17 protein-coding genes are annotated in these 18,053 nt (G+C 73.3%); 14 read left to right on the top strand and 3 right to left on the bottom strand.

The features are described 5' to 3' along the window. Nucleotides 1-357 precede the first annotated feature (357 nt). The 4 genes from pheS to AB0J67_RS32085 are packed head-to-tail and all read left to right on the top strand — an operon-like array spanning nt 358 to nt 5,544. Nucleotides 358-1,449, top strand: a complete 1,092-nt coding sequence (gene pheS, locus AB0J67_RS32100) for a phenylalanine--tRNA ligase subunit alpha (RefSeq protein ID WP_363487907.1) — start codon at nt 358-360, stop codon at nt 1,447-1,449. A 2-nt stretch (nt 1,450-1,451) separates the two neighbouring features. Continuing rightward, nucleotides 1,452-3,932 (top strand): phenylalanine--tRNA ligase subunit beta, encoded by a 2,481-nt coding sequence (gene pheT, locus AB0J67_RS32095; RefSeq protein ID WP_363487905.1) that lies wholly within the window; start codon nt 1,452-1,454, stop codon nt 3,930-3,932. Further along, nucleotides 3,929-4,822, top strand: a complete 894-nt coding sequence (gene folP, locus AB0J67_RS32090; protein WP_363487903.1) for a dihydropteroate synthase — start codon at nt 3,929-3,931, stop codon at nt 4,820-4,822. Before pheT ends, folP begins: the two co-directional genes overlap by 4 nt. 8 nt (nt 4,823-4,830) lie before the next feature. Then, on the top strand, nt 4,831-5,544 hold the full coding sequence (locus AB0J67_RS32085; RefSeq protein WP_363487901.1) for a pyrimidine reductase family protein: 714 nt from the start codon (nt 4,831-4,833) through the stop codon (nt 5,542-5,544). Nucleotides 5,545-5,746: 202 nt separating this feature from the next. Here the strand turns inward: AB0J67_RS32085 and AB0J67_RS32080 are convergent, their stop codons facing one another. Together AB0J67_RS32080 and AB0J67_RS32075 are read right to left on the bottom strand one after the other, a co-directional pair. Further along, nucleotides 5,747-7,000, bottom strand: coding sequence for an MFS transporter (locus AB0J67_RS32080; protein ID WP_363487899.1), 1,254 nt, complete (start codon nt 6,998-7,000; stop codon nt 5,747-5,749). Next, nucleotides 6,997-7,566 carry a metalloregulator ArsR/SmtB family transcription factor gene (locus AB0J67_RS32075; protein WP_363487897.1) on the bottom strand — a complete coding sequence of 190 codons (570 nt, stop codon included), beginning with the start codon at nt 7,564-7,566 and terminating at the stop codon, nt 6,997-6,999. The genes AB0J67_RS32080 and AB0J67_RS32075 overlap by 4 nt, the downstream gene beginning before the upstream one ends. Nucleotides 7,567-7,662: 96 nt before the next feature. Between AB0J67_RS32075 and AB0J67_RS32070 the strand changes: the two genes are divergently transcribed. The 9 genes from AB0J67_RS32070 to argH all read left to right on the top strand — a co-directional run bounded on the left by AB0J67_RS32070 (nt 7,663) and on the right by argH (nt 16,190). Next, entirely contained in the window at nt 7,663-8,367 is a 705-nt protein-coding gene (locus AB0J67_RS32070) for a TNT domain-containing protein (protein WP_363487895.1), read from the top strand. Continuing rightward, nucleotides 8,364-8,615 (top strand): hypothetical protein, encoded by a 252-nt coding sequence (locus AB0J67_RS32065; protein ID WP_363487893.1) that lies wholly within the window; start codon nt 8,364-8,366, stop codon nt 8,613-8,615. Before AB0J67_RS32070 ends, AB0J67_RS32065 begins: the two co-directional genes overlap by 4 nt. 69 nt (nt 8,616-8,684) lie before the next feature. Then, complete coding sequence (argC, locus tag AB0J67_RS32060) at nt 8,685-9,698, top strand: N-acetyl-gamma-glutamyl-phosphate reductase (RefSeq protein ID WP_363487891.1); 1,014 nt, start codon at nt 8,685-8,687, stop codon at nt 9,696-9,698. Nucleotides 9,699-9,753: 55 nt separating this feature from the next. Further along, a complete protein-coding gene (gene argJ, locus AB0J67_RS32055; protein WP_363487889.1) occupies nt 9,754-10,908 on the top strand; it encodes a bifunctional glutamate N-acetyltransferase/amino-acid acetyltransferase ArgJ in 1,155 nt (384 codons plus the stop codon). Further along, the gene (gene argB, locus AB0J67_RS32050; RefSeq protein WP_363487887.1) at nt 10,905-11,789 is read left to right on the top strand and encodes an acetylglutamate kinase; all 885 of its coding nucleotides are present in this window, start codon (nt 10,905-10,907) and stop codon (nt 11,787-11,789) included. The genes argJ and argB overlap by 4 nt, the downstream gene beginning before the upstream one ends. 46 nt (nt 11,790-11,835) lie before the next feature. Further along, nucleotides 11,836-13,062, top strand: a complete 1,227-nt coding sequence (locus AB0J67_RS32045; RefSeq protein WP_363487885.1) for an acetylornithine transaminase — start codon at nt 11,836-11,838, stop codon at nt 13,060-13,062. After that, a complete protein-coding gene (gene argF, locus AB0J67_RS32040) occupies nt 13,059-13,982 on the top strand; it encodes an ornithine carbamoyltransferase (RefSeq protein WP_363487883.1) in 924 nt (307 codons plus the stop codon). The genes AB0J67_RS32045 and argF overlap by 4 nt, the downstream gene beginning before the upstream one ends. A gap of 155 nt (nt 13,983-14,137) precedes the next feature. Then, nucleotides 14,138-14,668 (top strand): arginine repressor, encoded by a 531-nt coding sequence (locus AB0J67_RS32035; RefSeq protein ID WP_363487881.1) that lies wholly within the window; start codon nt 14,138-14,140, stop codon nt 14,666-14,668. 109 nt (nt 14,669-14,777) lie between these two features. Then, nucleotides 14,778-16,190, top strand: a complete 1,413-nt coding sequence (argH, locus tag AB0J67_RS32030; RefSeq protein ID WP_363487879.1) for an argininosuccinate lyase — start codon at nt 14,778-14,780, stop codon at nt 16,188-16,190. A gap of 124 nt (nt 16,191-16,314) precedes the next feature. Here the strand turns inward: argH and AB0J67_RS32025 are convergent, their stop codons facing one another. After that, nucleotides 16,315-17,226 carry a hypothetical protein gene (locus AB0J67_RS32025; protein WP_363487877.1) on the bottom strand — a complete coding sequence of 304 codons (912 nt, stop codon included), beginning with the start codon at nt 17,224-17,226 and terminating at the stop codon, nt 16,315-16,317. 72 nt (nt 17,227-17,298) lie between these two features. Here AB0J67_RS32025 and AB0J67_RS32020 point away from each other — a divergent pair, with 72 nt between their 5' ends. Next, complete coding sequence (locus AB0J67_RS32020; protein WP_363487875.1) at nt 17,299-17,925, top strand: DNA-3-methyladenine glycosylase; 627 nt, start codon at nt 17,299-17,301, stop codon at nt 17,923-17,925. Nucleotides 17,926-18,053: the final 128 nt, after the last annotated feature.

Genomic DNA, 18,053 nt, shown 5'->3' with positions numbered 1-18,053 from the left:
CGACCCACACGTGCACCCGGTTGTGCATCTGCGGGGCGCCCGCCTGCCCCGGGCGGCGCGGATCCACCTATCTGGATGACTTCGATCACGAAAAAGTCATCCAGATAGGCCAACGTCTATGAAAAACCGGGCCGCGAGGGCGGAACCGGGCGCGGTATGCTCGCGGGCGAGAACCTGTCCGAGAGGGAGCCGAGACACATGAGGCGCCGTTCCTTTAGCCAGCCCGCCGGTGGCGGGCGGCGGAACTGACTGCGCTCAGCTCTTCCTCTCCGATCGCTCCGGTGGGCTGCGGCGAAGCCGCGCGTGCCCGTCCTGGCCCATTGCCTAGACTGATCCGGTTGCCGATCTGGAGTTCTGATGACATACCGTCACGATCCGTACGACCCCAAGCAGGCCGCGATGCTCGATCCTGCCGCGCTCGACGACGCCGTCGCGGCGGCGGACAAGGCCTTCGCGGACGCCACCGACCTTGACGCGCTGAGCGCGCAGAAGGTCGCGCACCTGGGCGACCGCTCGCCCGTGTCGCTGGCCCGCCGCGAGATCGGCGCGCTGCCGCCGGCCGCCAAGGCCGACGCGGGCAAGCGCGTCAACGAGGCCCGCACCGCGATCCAGGCCGCGTACGACGCGCGCCTGGTGGTGCTGGAGGCCGAGCAGGCGCAGCGTGTGCTGGAGACCGAGAGCGTCGACGTCACCCTGCCCTGGGACCGCCGCCCGCGCGGCGCCCGGCACCCGCTGACCACGCTGATGGAGCGGGTCGGCGACCTGTTCGTCGGCATGGGCTACGAGGTGGCCGAGGGCCCCGAGGTCGAGCTGGAGTGGGCGAACTTCGACGCGCTCAACATCTCGCCCGACCACCCGGCGCGCGGCCTGATGGACACGTTCTGGGTCAAGGCCGCCGAGTCGAGCACGGGCGCGACCGAGTCGGGTCTGGTGCTGCGTACGCACACCTCGCCGGTGCAGGCGCGCACGATGCTGACCCGCAAGCCGCCGATCTACATCGTGGTGCCGGGCAAGGTGTACCGCACCGACGAGCTGGACGCGACCCACTCGCCGGTCTTCCACCAGGTCGAGGGCCTGGTGGTGGACAAGGGCATCACCATGGCGCACCTGAAGGGCACGCTGGACCACTTCGCGAAGGCGATGTTCGGCGCGGACGCCCGCACCCGCTGGCGGCCGCACTACTTCCCGTTCACCGAGCCGTCGGCGGAGTTCGACGTCTGGTTCGCCGAGCACCGCGACGGCCCGCGCTGGGTCGAGTGGGGCGGCTGCGGCATGGTCAACCCGAACGTGCTGCGCGCGTGCGGGATCGACCCGGAGGAGTACTCCGGCTTCGCGTTCGGCATGGGCATCGAGCGGACCCTGATGTTCCGCAACGGCCTGAGCGACATGCGGGAAATGATCGAAGGCGATGTGCGGTTCTCCCGCGCGTTCGGCATGGAGGTGCACTGACCATGAAGGTCGGACTGTCATGGCTGCGTGAGCAGGTCGAGCTGCCCGCGGACCTCACCGAGGCCGATCTCGACCTCGCGCTGAACAACCTCGGCATCGAGGTCGAGGAGATCGCCGACCAGCGCCACTCGGTGCAGGGCTCGCTGGTGGTCGGCAAGGTGCTGACGATCGAGGAGCTGACCGAGTTCAAGAAGCCGATCCGGTTCTGCACCGTGGACGTCGGGCAGGCCAACGGCACCGGCGCGCCGCAGGAGATCATCTGCGGCGCCCGCAACTTCGCCGAGGGCGACCGGGTCGTGGTGATCCTGCCCGGCGGCGTGCTGCCCGGCGGCTTCGCCATCGGCGCGCGCAAGACGTACGGCCGCAACTCGCACGGCATGATCTGCTCCGCGGCGGAGCTGGGCCTGTCCGGCGACCACGACGGCATCATCATCCTGCCCGAGTCGGTCACCGCGCAGCCGGGCGACGACGCGCGCCCGGTGGTCGGCCTGGACGACATCGAGGTGCACGTCACGGTCACCCCGGACCGGGGATACCAGATGTCGGTGCGCGGCCTGGCCCGCGAGCTGGCGCACGCGTTCGGCGCGCGGTTCACCGACCCGGGCCTGGCGCCCGCGCCGTCCGGCACGGCGACCCCCGCGTGGCCGGTGACCATTCAGGACACGCAGGGCTGCGACCGCTTCGCGGCCCGGCTGGTACGCGGCATCGACCCCGCCGCGCCCACCCCGGACTGGATGGCCCGCCGCCTGCTCACGGCCGGTGTCCGCACGCTCGGCCTGGCCATCGACATCACCAACTACGTGATGCTGGAGCTGGGCCAGCCCATGCACGCCTTCGACGCCGACCGGATCTCCGGCGGTCTCGTGGTGCGCCGGGCGGCCGAGGGCGAGCAGCTGACCACCCTGGACGGTCAGGCCCGCGTGCTGTCCGCCGAGGACATGGTGATCTGCGACGACACGGGCCCGATCTCGCTGGCCGCCGTCATGGGCGGCCAGACCTCCGAGGTCGTCGACGGCACCGTCAACGTGCTGTTCGAGGCCGCGCACTGGGACCCGACCATGGTCGGGCGCACCGCGCGGCGGCACAAGCTGTTCAGCGAGGCCGCCAAGCGCTGGGAGCGCGGCGTCGACCGGCAGCTCTGCCTGGTCGCCATCGACCGCGCGGTGAAGCTGCTCGTCGAGTACGGCGGCGGCACGCCGAGCGAGGAGATCCTCGACCTGAACCACCCGGGCGACCCGGTGATGATCTCGATGGCGGCGGACAAGCCCAGCAGGCTGATCGGCGTGGACTACTCCGTCGACCGGATCGGCGACCTCCTCACCGAGGTCGGCTGCGACGTGGCCGTGTACGACGACCGTGTCGACGTGGTCACCCCGAGCTGGCGGCCCGACCTGCGCGAGCCCGCCGACCTGGTGGAGGAGGTGGTCCGCCTGGACGGCTTCGAGAAGGTGCCCAGCGTGCTGCCGATCGCCCCGCCCGGCAACGGCCTCACCCCGGCGCAGCGCCGCAAGCGCTCGGTCGGCCGGACCCTGGCCGAGCAGGGCTACGTCGAGGTGCTGTCGTACCCGTTCGTCTCGGCGGGCGTGCTCGCGACGCTGGGCCTGCCCACCGACGCGGTGCGGCTGGCCAACCCGCTGTCGGACGAGGAACCGTTCATGCGGACCAGCCTGCTGCCGCCGCTGCTGGGCGCGCTCAAGCGCAACGTGGGCCGCGGCCAGCGCGACGCCGCGCTGTTCGAGCAGGGACTGGTGTTCCTGCCCGACCCGTCGGCCGGCGTGCCGCCGGTGATGGGCGTGGCGGGCCGGCCCGACCCGGCGCTGTGGGAGAAGGCGAACGCCTCCGTCCCGGTGCAGCCGTGGCACGTGGCCGTGGTGCTGACCGGCGAGTACGAGCGCTCCGGCTGGTGGGGCACGGGCCGGGCCGCGCTGTGGGCAGACGCGGTGCAGGCCGCCCGGGACGTGCTGGCCGCCTCGGCGGTCCCGGCCGCCGTGGTCGGCGTCGCGGCGGCCGAGCGGGCGCCGTGGCACCCGGGCCGGTGCGCCGCGATCAGCGTCGACGGGCAGGTCGTCGGGTACGCCGGCGAGCTGCACCCGGCCGTGTGCGCCGCGCTGGACCTGCCCAAGCGCACCTGCGCGATGGAGCTGAACCTGGACGCGGTGCCGCTGCCGGGCACCACCCCGCCGCCGGTGTTCTCGACGTACCCGCCCGCGCTGATCGACGTGGCGCTGGTGCTGCCGGCGGACGTGCCCGCCGGGCAGGTCGAGGCGGCGCTGACGGAGGGCGCGGGCCCGCTGCTGGAGTCGGTGCGGCTGTTCGACGTGTACACCTCGGAGCAGCTCGGCGCCGGGCAGCGCTCGCTGGCGTACAAGCTGACCTTCCGCGCGCCGGACCGGACGCTGACCGTCGAGGAGGCGGTCGCGGCCCGGGACGCGGCGGTGGCGGTCACGGCGGAGCGCTTCGGCGCGGTGCTGCGCGGCGCATGATGTTCGTTCCCGACCTCACCGCTCCGAAGCGGGTCATCGCCGGACGCGAGTTCGACTTCGACCACCAGGTCGCGGTGATGGCGGTGGTGAACCGGACCCCGGACTCGTTCTACGACAAGGGGGCGACGTACGCGCTCGACGCGGCGGTCGCGGCAGTGGATGCCGCGGCCGCCGCCGGCGCGGACTGGGTCGACATCGGCGGGGTGAAGTTCTCGCCCGAGGGCGGCGACGTGCCCGGCGACGTCGAGCTGGCGCGGGTGCTGCCGGTGGTCCAGGCGACCGTCGAGCGGCACCCGCACCTGGTCGTCAGCGTCGACACGTTCCGGGCGGACGTCGCGCGGGCGTGCCTTGCGGCGGGTGCGCACGTCGTCAACGACACCACCGGCCTGCATGACCCCGCGCTGGCCGACCTGGTGGCGGCCCACCCGCACACCCAGCTGATCGTCACGCACAGCCTGGCCCGGCCGCGCACCCACTACCCGAAGCCGCAGTACGCCGACGTGGCGGGCGAGATCGCCGCGTTCCTGCGGTCGCGGGTCGAGGTGGCGCTGTCGCGGGGCGTACGCCCGGAGCAGATCGTCATCGACCCGGGCCACGACCTGAACAAGAACACGTTCCACACGCTGGAGCTGACCCGGCGCCTGCCCGAGATCGCCGCGGTGGGCTATCCGATGCTCGCGGCGGTGTCCAACAAGGACTTCGTCGGCGAGACGCTGGACCGGCCGCAGGGCGAGCGCCTGTCCGGCAGCCTCGCCGCCGCCGTGGCCAGCGTCCTGCTCGGCGCCCGGATCGTGCGCATGCACAACGTGCGCGAGTCCGTGGACGCGGTGCGCATGACCGAGGCGATCCTGGGCTGGCGGCAGCCCGCGTACACCGTGCACAACATGTGAGGTCGCGTATGCGCAGGCTGTGGCCGGAACCGTCCGGCGAGCTCGACACCGGGCAGCTGCTCGCCGCCTACCCCCGGGCGGACCGGGCGCTGCTGCGGGTCAACATGATCACGTCGCTGGACGGGGCGGCCACCCTCGAAGGCCGCTCCGGCGCGCTGGGCGGCCCCGCCGACCAGGACCTGATGAAGCGGCTGCGCATGCAGGCCGACGTGGTCGTGGTCGGCGCGGGCACGATCCGCGTCGAGGGGTACGGCGCGACGCTGCTGGACGCCGACGCGCAGGCGTGGCGGGTCGCGCACGGGCTCACCCCGCACCCGAGGTTCGCCGTGGTCACCCGCTCCGGCGACGTGCCCGCGAAGTTCTTCGCGGATCCGCCGGCCCGGCCGATCGTGATCACGTACGCGTCCGCCCCGCACGAACACCCCGGCGACGCCGAGGTGATCGACTGCGGCGACTCGTCGGTGGACCCGGCCCGGATGGTGTCCGAGCTGGCTGCGCGCGGCCTCACCCAGATTCTCTGCGAGGGCGGCCCGCACCTGCTCGGCGGCCTGGTCGCGGCCGACCTGGTCGACGAGCTGTGCCTCACGGTGAGCCCGACCCTGGCCGGCCCCGGCTCGCTCCGCATCGTCGCCGGCCCGCCGTCGGCCCCTCACCGGATGACCCCTGCCCACGTCCTCACCGACGGCACCCACCTCTTCCTCCGCCACACCCGCGCGGCCTGACGCCCCCGCCCCGCCGGGCCTGACGGGTCCCGGCCGGCCTGCCCTGTTCGGCCTGACGGTCCGCACCCGGCCTCGATCGTCGCGCCATGGCCGCGCCCAAGATCGTCGGACTTGCCAGGCAACTGGGCGAAAGCGCGCCCAAGATACGCCCACTTGCCAGGCAAGTCGGACGATCTTGGGCGCGGGCCAGGGCAGGGCGGGGTCAGGCGGAGGCGGGGACGGGGTCGCGGGTGGGGGCCGCCGCGGTGGGGGCGTCGGCGCGCAGGGTGCGGACGCCGCGGTTGGCGAGCATGCCGAGCACCGACAGCACCATCAGGGCCGCCGCGCAGCGCAGGGCGTTCTGGGTGCCGATCCACTCGGCGAGCGGCCCGGCGGCGACCTGGCCGACCGGGATGGCCAGGAACGAGCCCAGCATGTCGTACGAGTACACCCGGGCGAGCCGGTCGGCGGGCACGTGCCGCTGCAGGGACGAGTCCCACGCGATGGCGAACTGCTCGACCGCGACCCCGCACAGGAAGCCGCCGACCAGCAGCACCGGCAGTTGCGGCAGCTCGGCCAGCGCCACCACCGGCAGCGCGAAGGCGAGCATGCAGGCGCAGCCGACCAGCAGCGGACGGCGCAGGCGCAGCCGCAGGGCGAGCAGCGCCCCGACGACCATGCCGGCGGTCTGCACCGCCAGCACGGTGCCCCAGCCGGAGCGGCCGATGGTGTCGTCGGCGACGGCGGGGCCGAGCACGCTCATGCCGCCGGTGTGCGCCGCGTTGATGAACATGAAGGCGAGCACGACGGACCAGACCCAGCTGCGCGAGGCGAACTCGCTCCAGCCGACGCGCAGCTCGTGCAGGGCGCTCTGGCGCGGTGCGGTGCGGTCGCGCACGTCGGGCACGCGTACCCGGGCGAAGGCCAGCGCGCTCACCGCGAAGGTGGCCGCGTCGGCGGCCAGGCCCCAGCCGGGGCCGACGGCCGCGACGAGCAGCCCGCCCAGCGCCGCACCCGCGATCATGGCGGTGTTCGTGCCCAGCCGGTTGAGCGCGTTCGCCTGGGGGATCAGCTCGCCGGGCACGGTCTGCGGCATCATCGCCGCGGTAGCCGGCATGGCGAGGGCGCTGACCATCCCGTTGACCACGCCGAGGCCGATCAGCAGGGGGATCGTCGCGGTGCCGGTGAGCACCAGGGCCGCGACGGCGGCCTGGGTGAGCGCGGCCAGCACGCTGGAGCCGACCATGACCAGGTGGCGGGGGAGCCGGTCGGCCAGTACGCCGCCGAACAGGATGAACAGCACGTTGGCCAGCGACCGGGCCCCGACGACGAGGCCGAGGTCGGCGGGGGAGCCGGTGAGGTCGAGCACCGCGAAGGCCAGCGCGATGGGCGCCACGGCGTTGCCGAGCATGCCGATCAGGCGCCCGGTGACCAGGTAGCGGAACGGGGCGTGGCGCAGGGGCGCGAGGGCGTTCACGTGCTCTCCTCCATGCGGAACATGGCGATGGTGGCGCTGACGCGCACCGTGCCGGGGGTGTGCGGGGGCTTCGCGGCGTGGTGCAGGTCGCGGCTGACCTCCCAGACGCGGTCGCGCAGCGCGCGCCACTGCTCGAGGTCCACCCAGAGCTCGGCGTCGGTGGTCAGGCTCGCCGCGTCAGGCCCGGTGACGACGTCGCGGGCGCGGCGGCGCAGCTCGGCGGCGAGCGCGGCGTACATGACCTGGGCCTCGTCGGCGGTCGGGTGCTGCCCCGGCGGGCGGGGAGCGAACTCCTTGGTGACGTCGTAGCGGTAGCGCCGGGCCACGCCGCCGCGGACCTTCTCCTCCCCGGCGATCTCGATGTGCCCGCTGTCGCGCAGCTGCCGCAGGTGGTAGCTGGCGTTGGCGTGCGTGATGTCGAGCTCGCGGGCGATCTCGGCGGCGCTGCGCTCGGCGCCCGTGAGCAGCGAGAGGATGCGCAGCCGGATGGGGTGGGCCAGGGCGCGCAGGTCGCCGACGGCGGTGCGGCGGTCGTCCGCCGCCGCCGCGTCATCTCCCAAAGACATGTTGGGGAGTCTAGACCACCAAACAAGTCTTGGGGAGTGTCGGTTTCCGCCGCCGCCCGTTAGTGATCATGCAAGTGCTCACTCAACGGGGGTTCTGTGAAGATCCGTCTCCTGCTCGCGGCGCTGTCCACGAGCCTGCTCATCCCGCTCGCCCCGGCCGCCGCGACGGCCGGCCCGCACCACCCGGCGCCACCGCCGCCCGCGGCCGACTACGGCGCCTGCCAGCCGGGCACGCCCGCCGTCGCGCCGCCCACGCAGACCTACTACGACCCGGCGCTGCCGCAGCTCGGCCCGAAGCCGCTGCCGCGGCGTGGCGTGGTCGGCAAGCTGCTGCACTCCTACCAGCGGTTCGGCCCGCTGACCCAGGACCGGTTCGTCGCCCAGTACCTCGACGACCAGCAGCGCTTCATCTACCCGCCCAACGACGGGTTCGTGACGCACGGCGACATGGTCGACCGGCACCCGGTCGAGCTGAAGCCGCGGGCGCGGCTGGACCGGTTCGGCTTCCCGGGCGGCAGCTTCCTCGCCCCGGCGGGCACCGCGTTCGGGCAGCGGGCGCTGCCGCCGCAGAGCCTGAACACCCCGGACGGCGCACCACTGGCCAACTACCACGTGTACTGCGTGATCAAGCCGTTCACCGTGGACGGCGGGCCGACCGCGCCCTGGTTCGGCCAGCCCGGGATGGGTACGCAGTACAAGCTGATGACGCAGTACCTGCCCGAGGCCGGCGCCGCGCTGAGCGTGACGTGGCTGCTGGCCAACGGCTACCTGGTCGAGGAGAAGCCGGTGGTGCGCAAGTGATCGCGGATCGGCACGTGCTCGTGACGGCGCTGCTGGAGTCCGGCCAGCCGCCGGAGTCGTTCCAGGTGCCCGGCGTGCACGAGCACGTGCCGATCCCCACCGACTTCTGGTTCCTGCGCCCGGCGGGCGACCGCTGGGAGCTGGGCCACTACGAGCGCGGCGTCCACGACGTGCGCGAGACCGTCGATAACGAGGGGGTGGCCTGCACTCGCTTCTACGAGCTGGTGACCGGGTTCCCCGATGAGTGACGCGCGCCTCATTTGCATGAACATGCAGTCCGCCGTATTCTCATGGGGAATGTTTATGCGGAGGTAGGTATGGGAATCCGGATCGGCGTCGCCGGGGCGAGTGGGTACGCAGGCGGTGAGCTGCTGCGACTGATCGCGGGCCACCCCGAGTTCGAGCTTGTCGCCGCCACCGCGCACAGCCAGGCGGGCAAACCGCTCGCCGCGGTCCACCCGCACCTTACCGGCCTCGACGTGACCCTCGGCGCGACCTCGCCCGACGCGTTCGCCGACGCCGACCTCGTCTTCCTGGCGCTGCCGCACGGCGAGTCGGGCGCGCTCGCGGCGGCCCTGCCCGCCTCGGCCAAGGTCGTCGACCTCGGCGCCGACCACCGGCTGCGCGACGGGGCCGCGTGGACCCGCTACTACGGCGGCGAGCACGCCGGGGCGTGGACCTACGGCCTGCCCGAGCTGCCCGGCCAGCGGGAGCTGATCGCCGGGGCGCACCGGGTCGCCGCGACCGGCTGCTATGCCGTGGCCACCACCCTCGCGCTCGCCCCGCTGCTGCACAGCGGCCTGGCCCAGACCGACGACGTGGTGGTGGTGGCCGCCTCGGGCACCTCCGGCGCGGGCAAGTCGGCCAAGCTGCACCTGCTGGGCAGCGAGGTGATGGGCGACCTCAGCCCGTACAAGGTGGGCGCGCACCAGCACGTGCCGGAGATCAAGCAGGCCACCGGCGCGACCGGCCTGTCCTTCACGCCGGTGCTCGCGCCGATGCCGCGGGGCATCCTGGCCACCGTCACCGCCCGGCCCAGCAACTGCGACATCACCGCGAGCGTGGTGCACGCGGTGCTCGCCGACGCGTACGGCGACGAGCCGCTGGTGCACCTGCTGCCCGAGGGCGTGTGGCCGCACACCGCCGCCGTGCTCGGCTCGGCGAGCGCGCACCTGCAGGCCACCGTGGACGTGGACAGCGGCCGGATCATCGTCGTCTCCGCCATCGACAACCTCGGCAAGGGCGCCGCGGCCCAGGCGGTGCAGTGCGCCAACATCATGTTCGACCTGCCGGAGACCTCCGGCCTGTCCGTCTTCGGAGTCGCACCGTGAGCGAGCGCAGCCAGACCATGGCCGTCAGCGACGGCGAGCCTAGTGAGGTGTCGGCATGACTGTGACCTCCCCCAAGGGTTTCCGGGCCGCGGGCGTGGCCGCCGGGCTGAAGAGCAGCGGCGCGCTCGACCTGGCGCTGGTCGTCAACGACGGCCCCGACGCCACGGCCGCGGGCGTGTTCACCGCCAACCGGGTCAAGGCGGCCCCGGTCATGTGGTCGCAGCAGATCGTCAAGGGCCGCGCGGTCAAGGCCGTCGTGCTCAACTCCGGCGGCGCCAACGCCTGCACCGGTCCGGGCGGCTTCCAGGACACCCACGCCACCGCGGAGTACGTCGCCTCCCGCCTCGGCGGGATGGGCGCGGGCCAGGTCGCGGTCTGCTCGACCGGGCTGATCGGCGAGCGGCTGCCCATGCCGAAGCTGCTGGCGGGCGTGGACGGCGCGGCCAAGGCGCTGGCCAAGGCGGGCGGCTTCGCCGCGGCCGAGGCCATCATGACCACCGACACCCGGCCCAAGGTCGTCGAGATCACCGGCGACGGCTGGACCGTCGGCGGCATGGCCAAGGGCGCGGGCATGCTCGCCCCGGCGCTGGCCACCATGCTGTGCGTGCTCACCACCGACGCGGTCGCCGGCGCCGACGCGCTCGACGAGGCGCTGCGCGAGGCGTGCCGGGTCACCCTGGATCGGATCGACTCCGACGGCTGCATGTCCACCAACGACACGGTGCTGCTGCTGGCCTCGGGCGCCTCCGGCGTCGAGCCGACCCAGGAGGAGCTGACCGCCGCGGTCACCCGGGCCTGCCACGACCTGGCCCAGCAACTGCTGGCCGACGCCGAGGGGCACACCAAGCAGGTCGCCATCGAGGTGGTCAACGCCGACTCCGAGGACGACGCGGTGATCGTGGGCCGCGAGATCGCCCGCAACAACCTGGTCAAGACCGCGTTGTTCGGCAACGACCCCAACTGGGGCCGGATCCTGGCCGCGGTCGGCGTCACCGACGCGGTGTTCGAGGCCGACGAGCTGAACGTGGCCATCAACGACGTGTGGGTGTGCCGCAACGGCGCCGCCGCCGAGGACCGCAGCAAGGTCGACCTGTCCGGGGTGCAGGTCCGCATCACCGTGGACCTGAACGCGGGCGACCACGCCGCGACCGTGTGGACCAACGACCTGTCCCACGCGTACGTGCACGAGAACTCGGCGTACTCGTCATGACGCCGGGGGAGCGGGCCGCCGCGCTCGTCGAGTCGCTGCCCTGGCTCACGAAGCTGCGCGGCGAGACGATCGTGGTCAAGTACGGCGGCCACGCGATGACCACGCCGGAGCTGCGCGAGTCGTTCGCGGCGGACATGGCGTACCTGCGCGCGGTCGGGCTGCGCCCGGTCGTGGTGCACGGCGGCGGCCCGCAGATCTCGGCCATGCTCGACCGGATGGGCATCGCCTCGGAGTTCCAGGGCGGCCTGCGGGTCACCACCGCCGAGGCGATGAGCGTGGTGCGGATGGTGCTGCTGTCGGTCGGCAAGGACCTGGTCACCCAGATCAACGCGCACGGCCCGCACGCGGTCGGCCTGGCCGGCGACGACGCGGGGCTGTTCACCGCGGTGCGCCGCCCGGCCGTCGTCGACGGCGAGCCGGTCGACATCGGCCAGGTCGGCGACGTGCTCAGCGTCGACACCTCGCTGGTCGACAGCCTGCTCGCGGCCGGGCGCATCCCGGTGGTGTCCACGGTCGCCCCGGACCCGCACGGCGTGCCGCACAACCTCAACGCCGACACCGCCGCGGCCGCGCTCGCCATCGCGCTGGGCGCCCGCAAGCTGATCGTGCTCACCGACGTGCCCGGCGTGTACGCGAACTGGCCCGACACCGACAGCCTCCTCACACAGCTGACTGCCAAGGAGCTGGAGGCGCTGCTGCCGACCCTGTCGGCGGGCATGGTGCCCAAGATGGAGGCGTGCCTGCGCGCGGTGCGCGGCGGCGTGCCGTCCGCGGTCGTGGTCGACGGCCGCGTCCCGCACTCCACCCTGCTGGAGATCTTCACCGACGAGGGGTGCGGCACCATGGTCGTCCCCGATGACCTGGACGGTTCGCCGTCATGAGCGCGATGTCCGGCGACGGCGCCGGCGAGCGGAACGAGGAGAGGCCATGACGCTCACCCAGCGGTGGCAGCAGTCGCTGATGGACAACTACGGCACCCCGCAGCTGGCGCTGGTCAGCGGGGCGGGCGCGGTGGTGGTCGACGAGGCGGGCCGCTCCTACGTGGACATGCTGTCCGGCATCGCGGTCAACGCGCTCGGCCACGGCCACCCCGCGGTGGTGGCCGCCGTCAGCAAGCAGATCGCGCTGCTCGGGCACGTGTCCAACTTCTTCGTGGCCGAGCCCCCGGTCGCCCTGGCCGAGCTGCTGCTGGCGCTGACCGGCCGGCCCGGCCGGGTGCTGTTCACCAACTCCGGCGCGGAGGCCAACGAGACCGCGTTCAAGCTGTCCCGGCGCACCGGCCGCACCCACGTGGTGGCCTGCAGGCAGGCGTTCCACGGGCGGACCATGGGCGCGCTCGCGCTGACCGGCCAGCCCGCCAAGGCCGACCCGTTCCGGCCGCTGCCGGGCGAGGTCACCCACATCCCGTACGGCGACACCGCGGCCCTGACCGCGGCCGTCACCGACGAGACCGCCATGGTCATCCTGGAGCCGATCATGGGCGAGGCGGGCGTGGTCCCGGCCCCGCCCGGCTTCCTCGCCGCGGCCCGCGAGGTCACCGCGCGGCACGGCGCGCTGCTGGTGCTCGACGAGGTGCAGACCGGCGTCGGCCGGACCGGGCACTGGTTCGCCCACCAGGCCGAGGGCATCGCCCCGGACGTGATCACCCTGGCCAAGGGCCTCGGCGGCGGCCTGCCCATCGGTGCGACCATCGCCTTCGCCGACGGCGCCTTCGCCCAGCGCCACCCGGGCGGCGCGGCCGCGCTGTTCACCCCCGGCCAGCACGGCACGACCTTCGGCGGCAACCCGGTGGCCTGCGCCGCCGCGCTCGCGGTGCTGCGCACCATCGCCGCCGACGGGCTGCTCGACCACGTCAAGCGGATCGGCGAGCAGCTGCGCCGCGGCATCGAGGCGCTCAACCACCCGCTGGTGGCCGGCGTACGCGGCGCGGGCCTGCTGCTCGGCGTCGTGCTCACCGCCCCGGTCGCCCCCGCCGTGCAGAAGGCGCTGCTGGACGCCGGGTTCATCGTCAACGCCGCCCAGCCGGACGTGATCCGGCTCGCCCCGCCGCTGATCCTCACCAGCGCCCAGGCCGACGCGTTCCTCGCCGCCCTGGGCCCTGCCCTCAAGCTCGCCCAGCCTGAGACCACCACCGACTCCGGAGCCTCCTCATGACCCGGCACTTCCTGCGCGACGACGACCTGACCTCGGCCGAGCAGGACCGGGTCCTCACCCTCGCCCAGGAGTACGCCGAGAACCGGCGCGGGCACCGCAAGGCCCTGGCGGGCATGTCGGTCGCGGTGCTGTTCGAGAAGCCGTCGCTGCGCACCCGCGTCTCGTTCGAGGTCGGCATCTCCGAGCTCGGCGCGCACGCGGTGCTGATCGACGCCACCAACACGCACTTCGGCCGGGGCGAGACCATGTCCGACGCGGCACAGGTGCTCTCCCGGTACGTCGACTGCATCGTGATCCGCACCTTCGAGGACACCCGGATCGAGGAGCTGGCCGCCGGGGCGACCGTGCCGGTCGTCAACGCGCTCACCAACAGCTTCCACCCCTGCCAGGTGCTGGCCGACCTGCAGACGGTGCGGCAGCGCCTCGGGCACACGCAGGGCCGTACGCTCACCTACGTGGGCGACGCGGCCAACAACATGGCGCACTCGTATCTGCTCGGCGGTGCCGTGGCCGGCATGCACGTGCGCATCGCGGGCCCGTTCGGGTTCACCCCGGACGCGGCCATCGTGGCCAAGGCCCGCGAGATCGCGGCGCGCACCGGCGGTTCGGTCACCGAGTACACCGAGGCCAAGGAGGCCGTCTCCGGGGCGGACGTGATCGCCACGGACACCTGGACCTCGATGGGCCACGAGGGCGACGGCCTGGACCGGATCACCCCGTTCCTGCCGTACCAGATCAACGCCGCGCTGCTCGGCCACGCGCACCCGGATGCGATCGTGCTGCACTGCCTGCCCGCCCACCGGGGCGAGGAGATCACCGATGAGGTCATGGACGGCGCGGCGAGCGCGGTTTTCGACCAGGCTGAGAACAGGCTGCATGCGCAGAAGGCGCTGCTGACGTTCCTCATGGAGCATGCATGAGCGAGGTGAGGGCATGAGCGAGCTTGGCGAGCGAATCGTGTTCGGTTGTCGTCGTGACGGAGCCGAGCGGAGCGAGGTGACGGCATGAGCGAGCTTGGCGAGCGAATCATGTTCGGTTGTCGTCGTGACGGAGCCGAGCGGAGCGAGGTGACGGCATGACCGCGCCGATGACCCGCACGGCCCGGCACGCCCGGATCGAGGAGCTGATCCGGGGCGGCGGGGTGACGTCGCAGACGCAGCTCGCCGAGCTGCTGGCGGCCGAGGGCGTGCAGGTGACCCAGGCGACCCTGTCGCGCGACCTGGAGGAGCTGGGCGCGGTGAAGGTGCGCGGCCGCGACGGCGCGCCCGCCGTCTACCTCATCCCGGAGGACGGCCATCCGGCGCTGCGCCCGGCCTCGATCGGCCCGGCCCGGCTGATCCGCCTGCTGCGCGAGGTCCTCAACGGCACCGACCACAGCGGCAACCTGGCCGTGCTGCGCACTCCGCCCGGTGCCGCGCACTACCTGGCCAGCGCCATCGACCGCAGCGGCCTGCCGGACATCGTCGGCACCATCGCCGGCGACGACACCATCTTCATGGTCGCCCGCGACCCGGCGGGCGGCGAGGCGCTGGCCGCCAAGTTCGCCAGCTGGGCGGGCCTGGACAACCCCGACGCCCCCGACCTCCTCCTCGACGACGAACCCTGACCGCCACCCACCCCGCCACTCCGTCGATCATGAACTTAGGTGCGTGTTCGACGGCGTGTCGCCGCCCCAACTTCATGATCAACGCAACAGGACACAGGAGGAACCAGCAATGACCCGGCTCTGGGGAGGGCGGTTCGCGGACGGACCCGCCGAGGCGCTGGCACGGCTGTCGGTGAGCGTGCACTTCGACTGGCGGCTCGCGCCGTACGACCTCGCCGCCTCGCGTGCCCACGCCCGTGTGCTGGCCGCGGCCGGCCTGCTCGACCCCGAGGAGCTCGGGAAGATGCTGGCCGCCCTCGACGACCTCGACGCGGCGGTGGCGACGGGCACGTTCCGCCCCACCATCGAGGACGAGGACGTGCACACCGCGCTGGAGCGCGGCCTGCTGGAGCGGCTCGGCGCGCTCGGCGGCAAGCTGCGCGCCGGACGCTCCCGCAACGACCAGGTCGCCACCGACCTGCGGCTGTACCTGCGCGACCACGCCCGTGACCTGGCCGCCCGGATCACCGAGCTGGCCGAGGCGCTCACCGACCAGGCCGCCCGCCACGTCGACACGCCCGCCCCGGGTTTGACGCACGTGCAGCACGCCCAGCCGGTCACCTTCGGGCACTGGCTGCTGGCGCACGTACACCCGCTGCTGCGCGACCTGGAACGGCTGCGCGACTGGGACGTCCGCGCCGCGGTCAGCCCGCTCGGCGCGGGCGCGCTGGCCGGCTCCGGCCTGCCGCTGGACCCGGTCGCCGTCTCCAAGGAGCTGGGTTTCCGAACCTCGTTCGCCAACTCCATGGACGCGGTCAGCGACCGTGACTTCGTCGCCGAGTTCCTGTTCACCACCGCGCTGCTCGGGGTGCACCTGTCCCGCCTCGGCGAGGAGGTGGTGCTGTGGACGTCGCACGAGTTCGGCTGGGTCGAGCTCGACGACGCGTTCGCCACCGGCTCGTCGATCATGCCGCAGAAGAAGAACGCCGACATCGCCGAGCTGGCCCGGGGCAAGGCCGGTCGCCTCATCGGCGGCCTGGTCAACGTGCTCACCATGCTCAAGGGCCTGCCCCTGACCTACGACCGGGACATGCAGGAGGACAAGGAGCCCGCCTTCGACGCGGTCGACACGCTCAGCCTGGTGCTGCCCGCGCTCGCCGGCATGATCGCCACCATGACGGTGCGCGTGGACCGGCTCGCCGCGTCCGCGCCGGTCGGCTTCTCGCTGGCCACCGAGGTGGCGGACTGGCTGGTCCGCCGGGGCGTGCCGTTCCGCGACGCGCACGAGATCACCGGCAAGCTGGTGGCGCTGTGCTCGGTGCGCGAGTGCGAGCTGCACGAGGTCAGCGACGCGGACCTGGCCGCGGTCAGCGAGCACCTGGACCCGTCGGTGCGCGACGTGCTCACCGTCAAGTCCGCGCTGGCGGCCCGGACCACGCCCGGCTCCACCGGCCCCGGCCCGGTCGCCGACCAGCTCGCCGCAGTGGCCGACCAGCTCAAGACCTGGCACACCTGGTCCGCGGAGTCCGTCGTCCCCCGCTGACGGTGCCCCCGCCCTCGCGGCGGGCGGCGGGGTGATCGCTGTCTCGGGTCAGAAAGTGCAGTCCGACCTCACTTTCTGACCCGAGACAGTGATCAAGCCACCCCAGGCCGGGTCCCAGCCATCGTCAGAGGCGGCCGTACGCGGCCAGGACGCGCAGCCGTTCCAGGGCCACCAGGCCCTTGGCCTCGCGCTCGGCCACCGGCCAGGCCTGCGCGTCGACGTCGGCCCAGGTCCAGGTCAGCGGCCAGGACCCGTCCGGCAGCTGCAGGTCGAGCAGGTACGCCAGGTTCGCCTCGACCGAGGCCGGTTCCACGGCGGGCGCCAGGAACGAGTCCGGCGCGTGCGCCACGTCCAGCGGCTGCAGGGTGTACGCCGTCCAGGCCTGCGGCTGGTGCTCGACCAGCCGCGCCGCCGCCCGGCGCAGCGCCGCGACCGCCTGCGCTTGCGCCGCCGCCGGCAGGTGCCGGGCCTGCGCGAACAGCTCCGCCGCGGTCAGGTCACCGCGGTCCATCCGGTCGTCGGCCAGCGCCTCCAGCCGCTGGAGCACCGTCTCGGTCAGCTCCGCCAGCAGCGCGGGAGGCACCCCCTCCGGGTGCTCCCACAGCGCCCCGGCGAGTCCCGCGGTCGGGTTCAGCAGGCAGCCGCCGAAGTTCCCGGCGATGTCGTGGTACGCCCACCAGCCGGCGCGCGGCGAGTCCTCCACCTCGGGCGGCACGATCCACCAGCGCCGCTCGTCGGGGTCGTAGGAGTCCAGCAGGTACCGCACGGCACGGCGTACCAGGGGCTCGCCGGTGTCCGCGCCGATCTCGTGCAGCACGGTGAAGGCGCACCAGGTCGCCACCGCCGACGACACCGGGGTGCGCAGATCCGGCTCCAGCGCGCGCCCGAAGCCGCCGTCGTCGTTCTGGAACCTCGCCAGCTCGTCCAGCACCGCGCGGGCCGGCCCGGACTCGAAGTGGAACAGCAGCCGCGCCCGGTCCAGCGGCCTGCCCTGGGTGAGCACGAACTCCCTCGCCCGTGCGTATACGTCCGACATGCGCCGATGATGCACGCGAGGTGCGACAGCGCCCGTTTTGCATTCCGGCGGTCGCGAGAGATGGTCTTATCCGTGGACTACTCGCTGTTCGACGCCCCCGCCTCCCAGATCGTCGACACCGCTCGCGGGCTGCTGGGCTGGGAGCTCGCCGCAGGCGGGGTGCGGGTGAGGATCACCGAGGTCGAGGCGTACGCGGGCGTCGGCGAGGATCCCGCCTCGCACAGCCACCGCGGCCCGACCGAGCGCAGCTCGGTGATGTTCGGCCCGGCCGGCGTGCTCTACGTGTACTTCGTGTTCGGCATGCACTGGTGCATGAACGTCACCGCGGGCCGCGAGGGCGAGGCCGCCGCGGTGCTGCTGCGCGCCGGACGGGTGCTCGACGGCGCCGACACGGCGCGTACGCGGCGCGGGCCGGTCGCCGATCACGAGCTGGCCCGGGGCCCGGCGCGGCTGTCGGTGGCGCTGGGCATCGACGGCTCCGCCAACCGCACCAGCCTGCTCGACGGCACCGGTCCCGCGCTGCTCATCCCGCCGACGAGCGCGGTCGGCGAGGACGCGATCCGGTCCGGGCCGCGGGTGGGGGTGGCGGCGGCGCACGACGTGCCGTGGCGCTTCTGGGTGGACGGCGAGCCGTCGGTCAGCGCCTACCGCCGCCACGTTCCGCGGCGCCGCCCCGCGCCGCAACCCGGCCCGCGGTAGCCGCCACGGCCGGCCCGCGCCCGTTTCTGCCATGGACGTTGGCCTATCTGGATGAAGTCGATCACGATTTCCTCATCCAGATAGGCCAACGTCGATCGAAAGAGCGGGCCGGTCAGGTGGTGGGGGAG

It is taken from the genome of Catellatospora sp. NPDC049609 (assembly GCF_040675365.1).
Taxonomy (GTDB): Bacteria; Actinomycetota; Actinomycetes; order Mycobacteriales; family Micromonosporaceae; genus Catellatospora.
The sequence above is the reverse complement of the archived record's forward strand: the minus strand, read 5'-3'. Positions and strand labels throughout refer to the sequence as shown.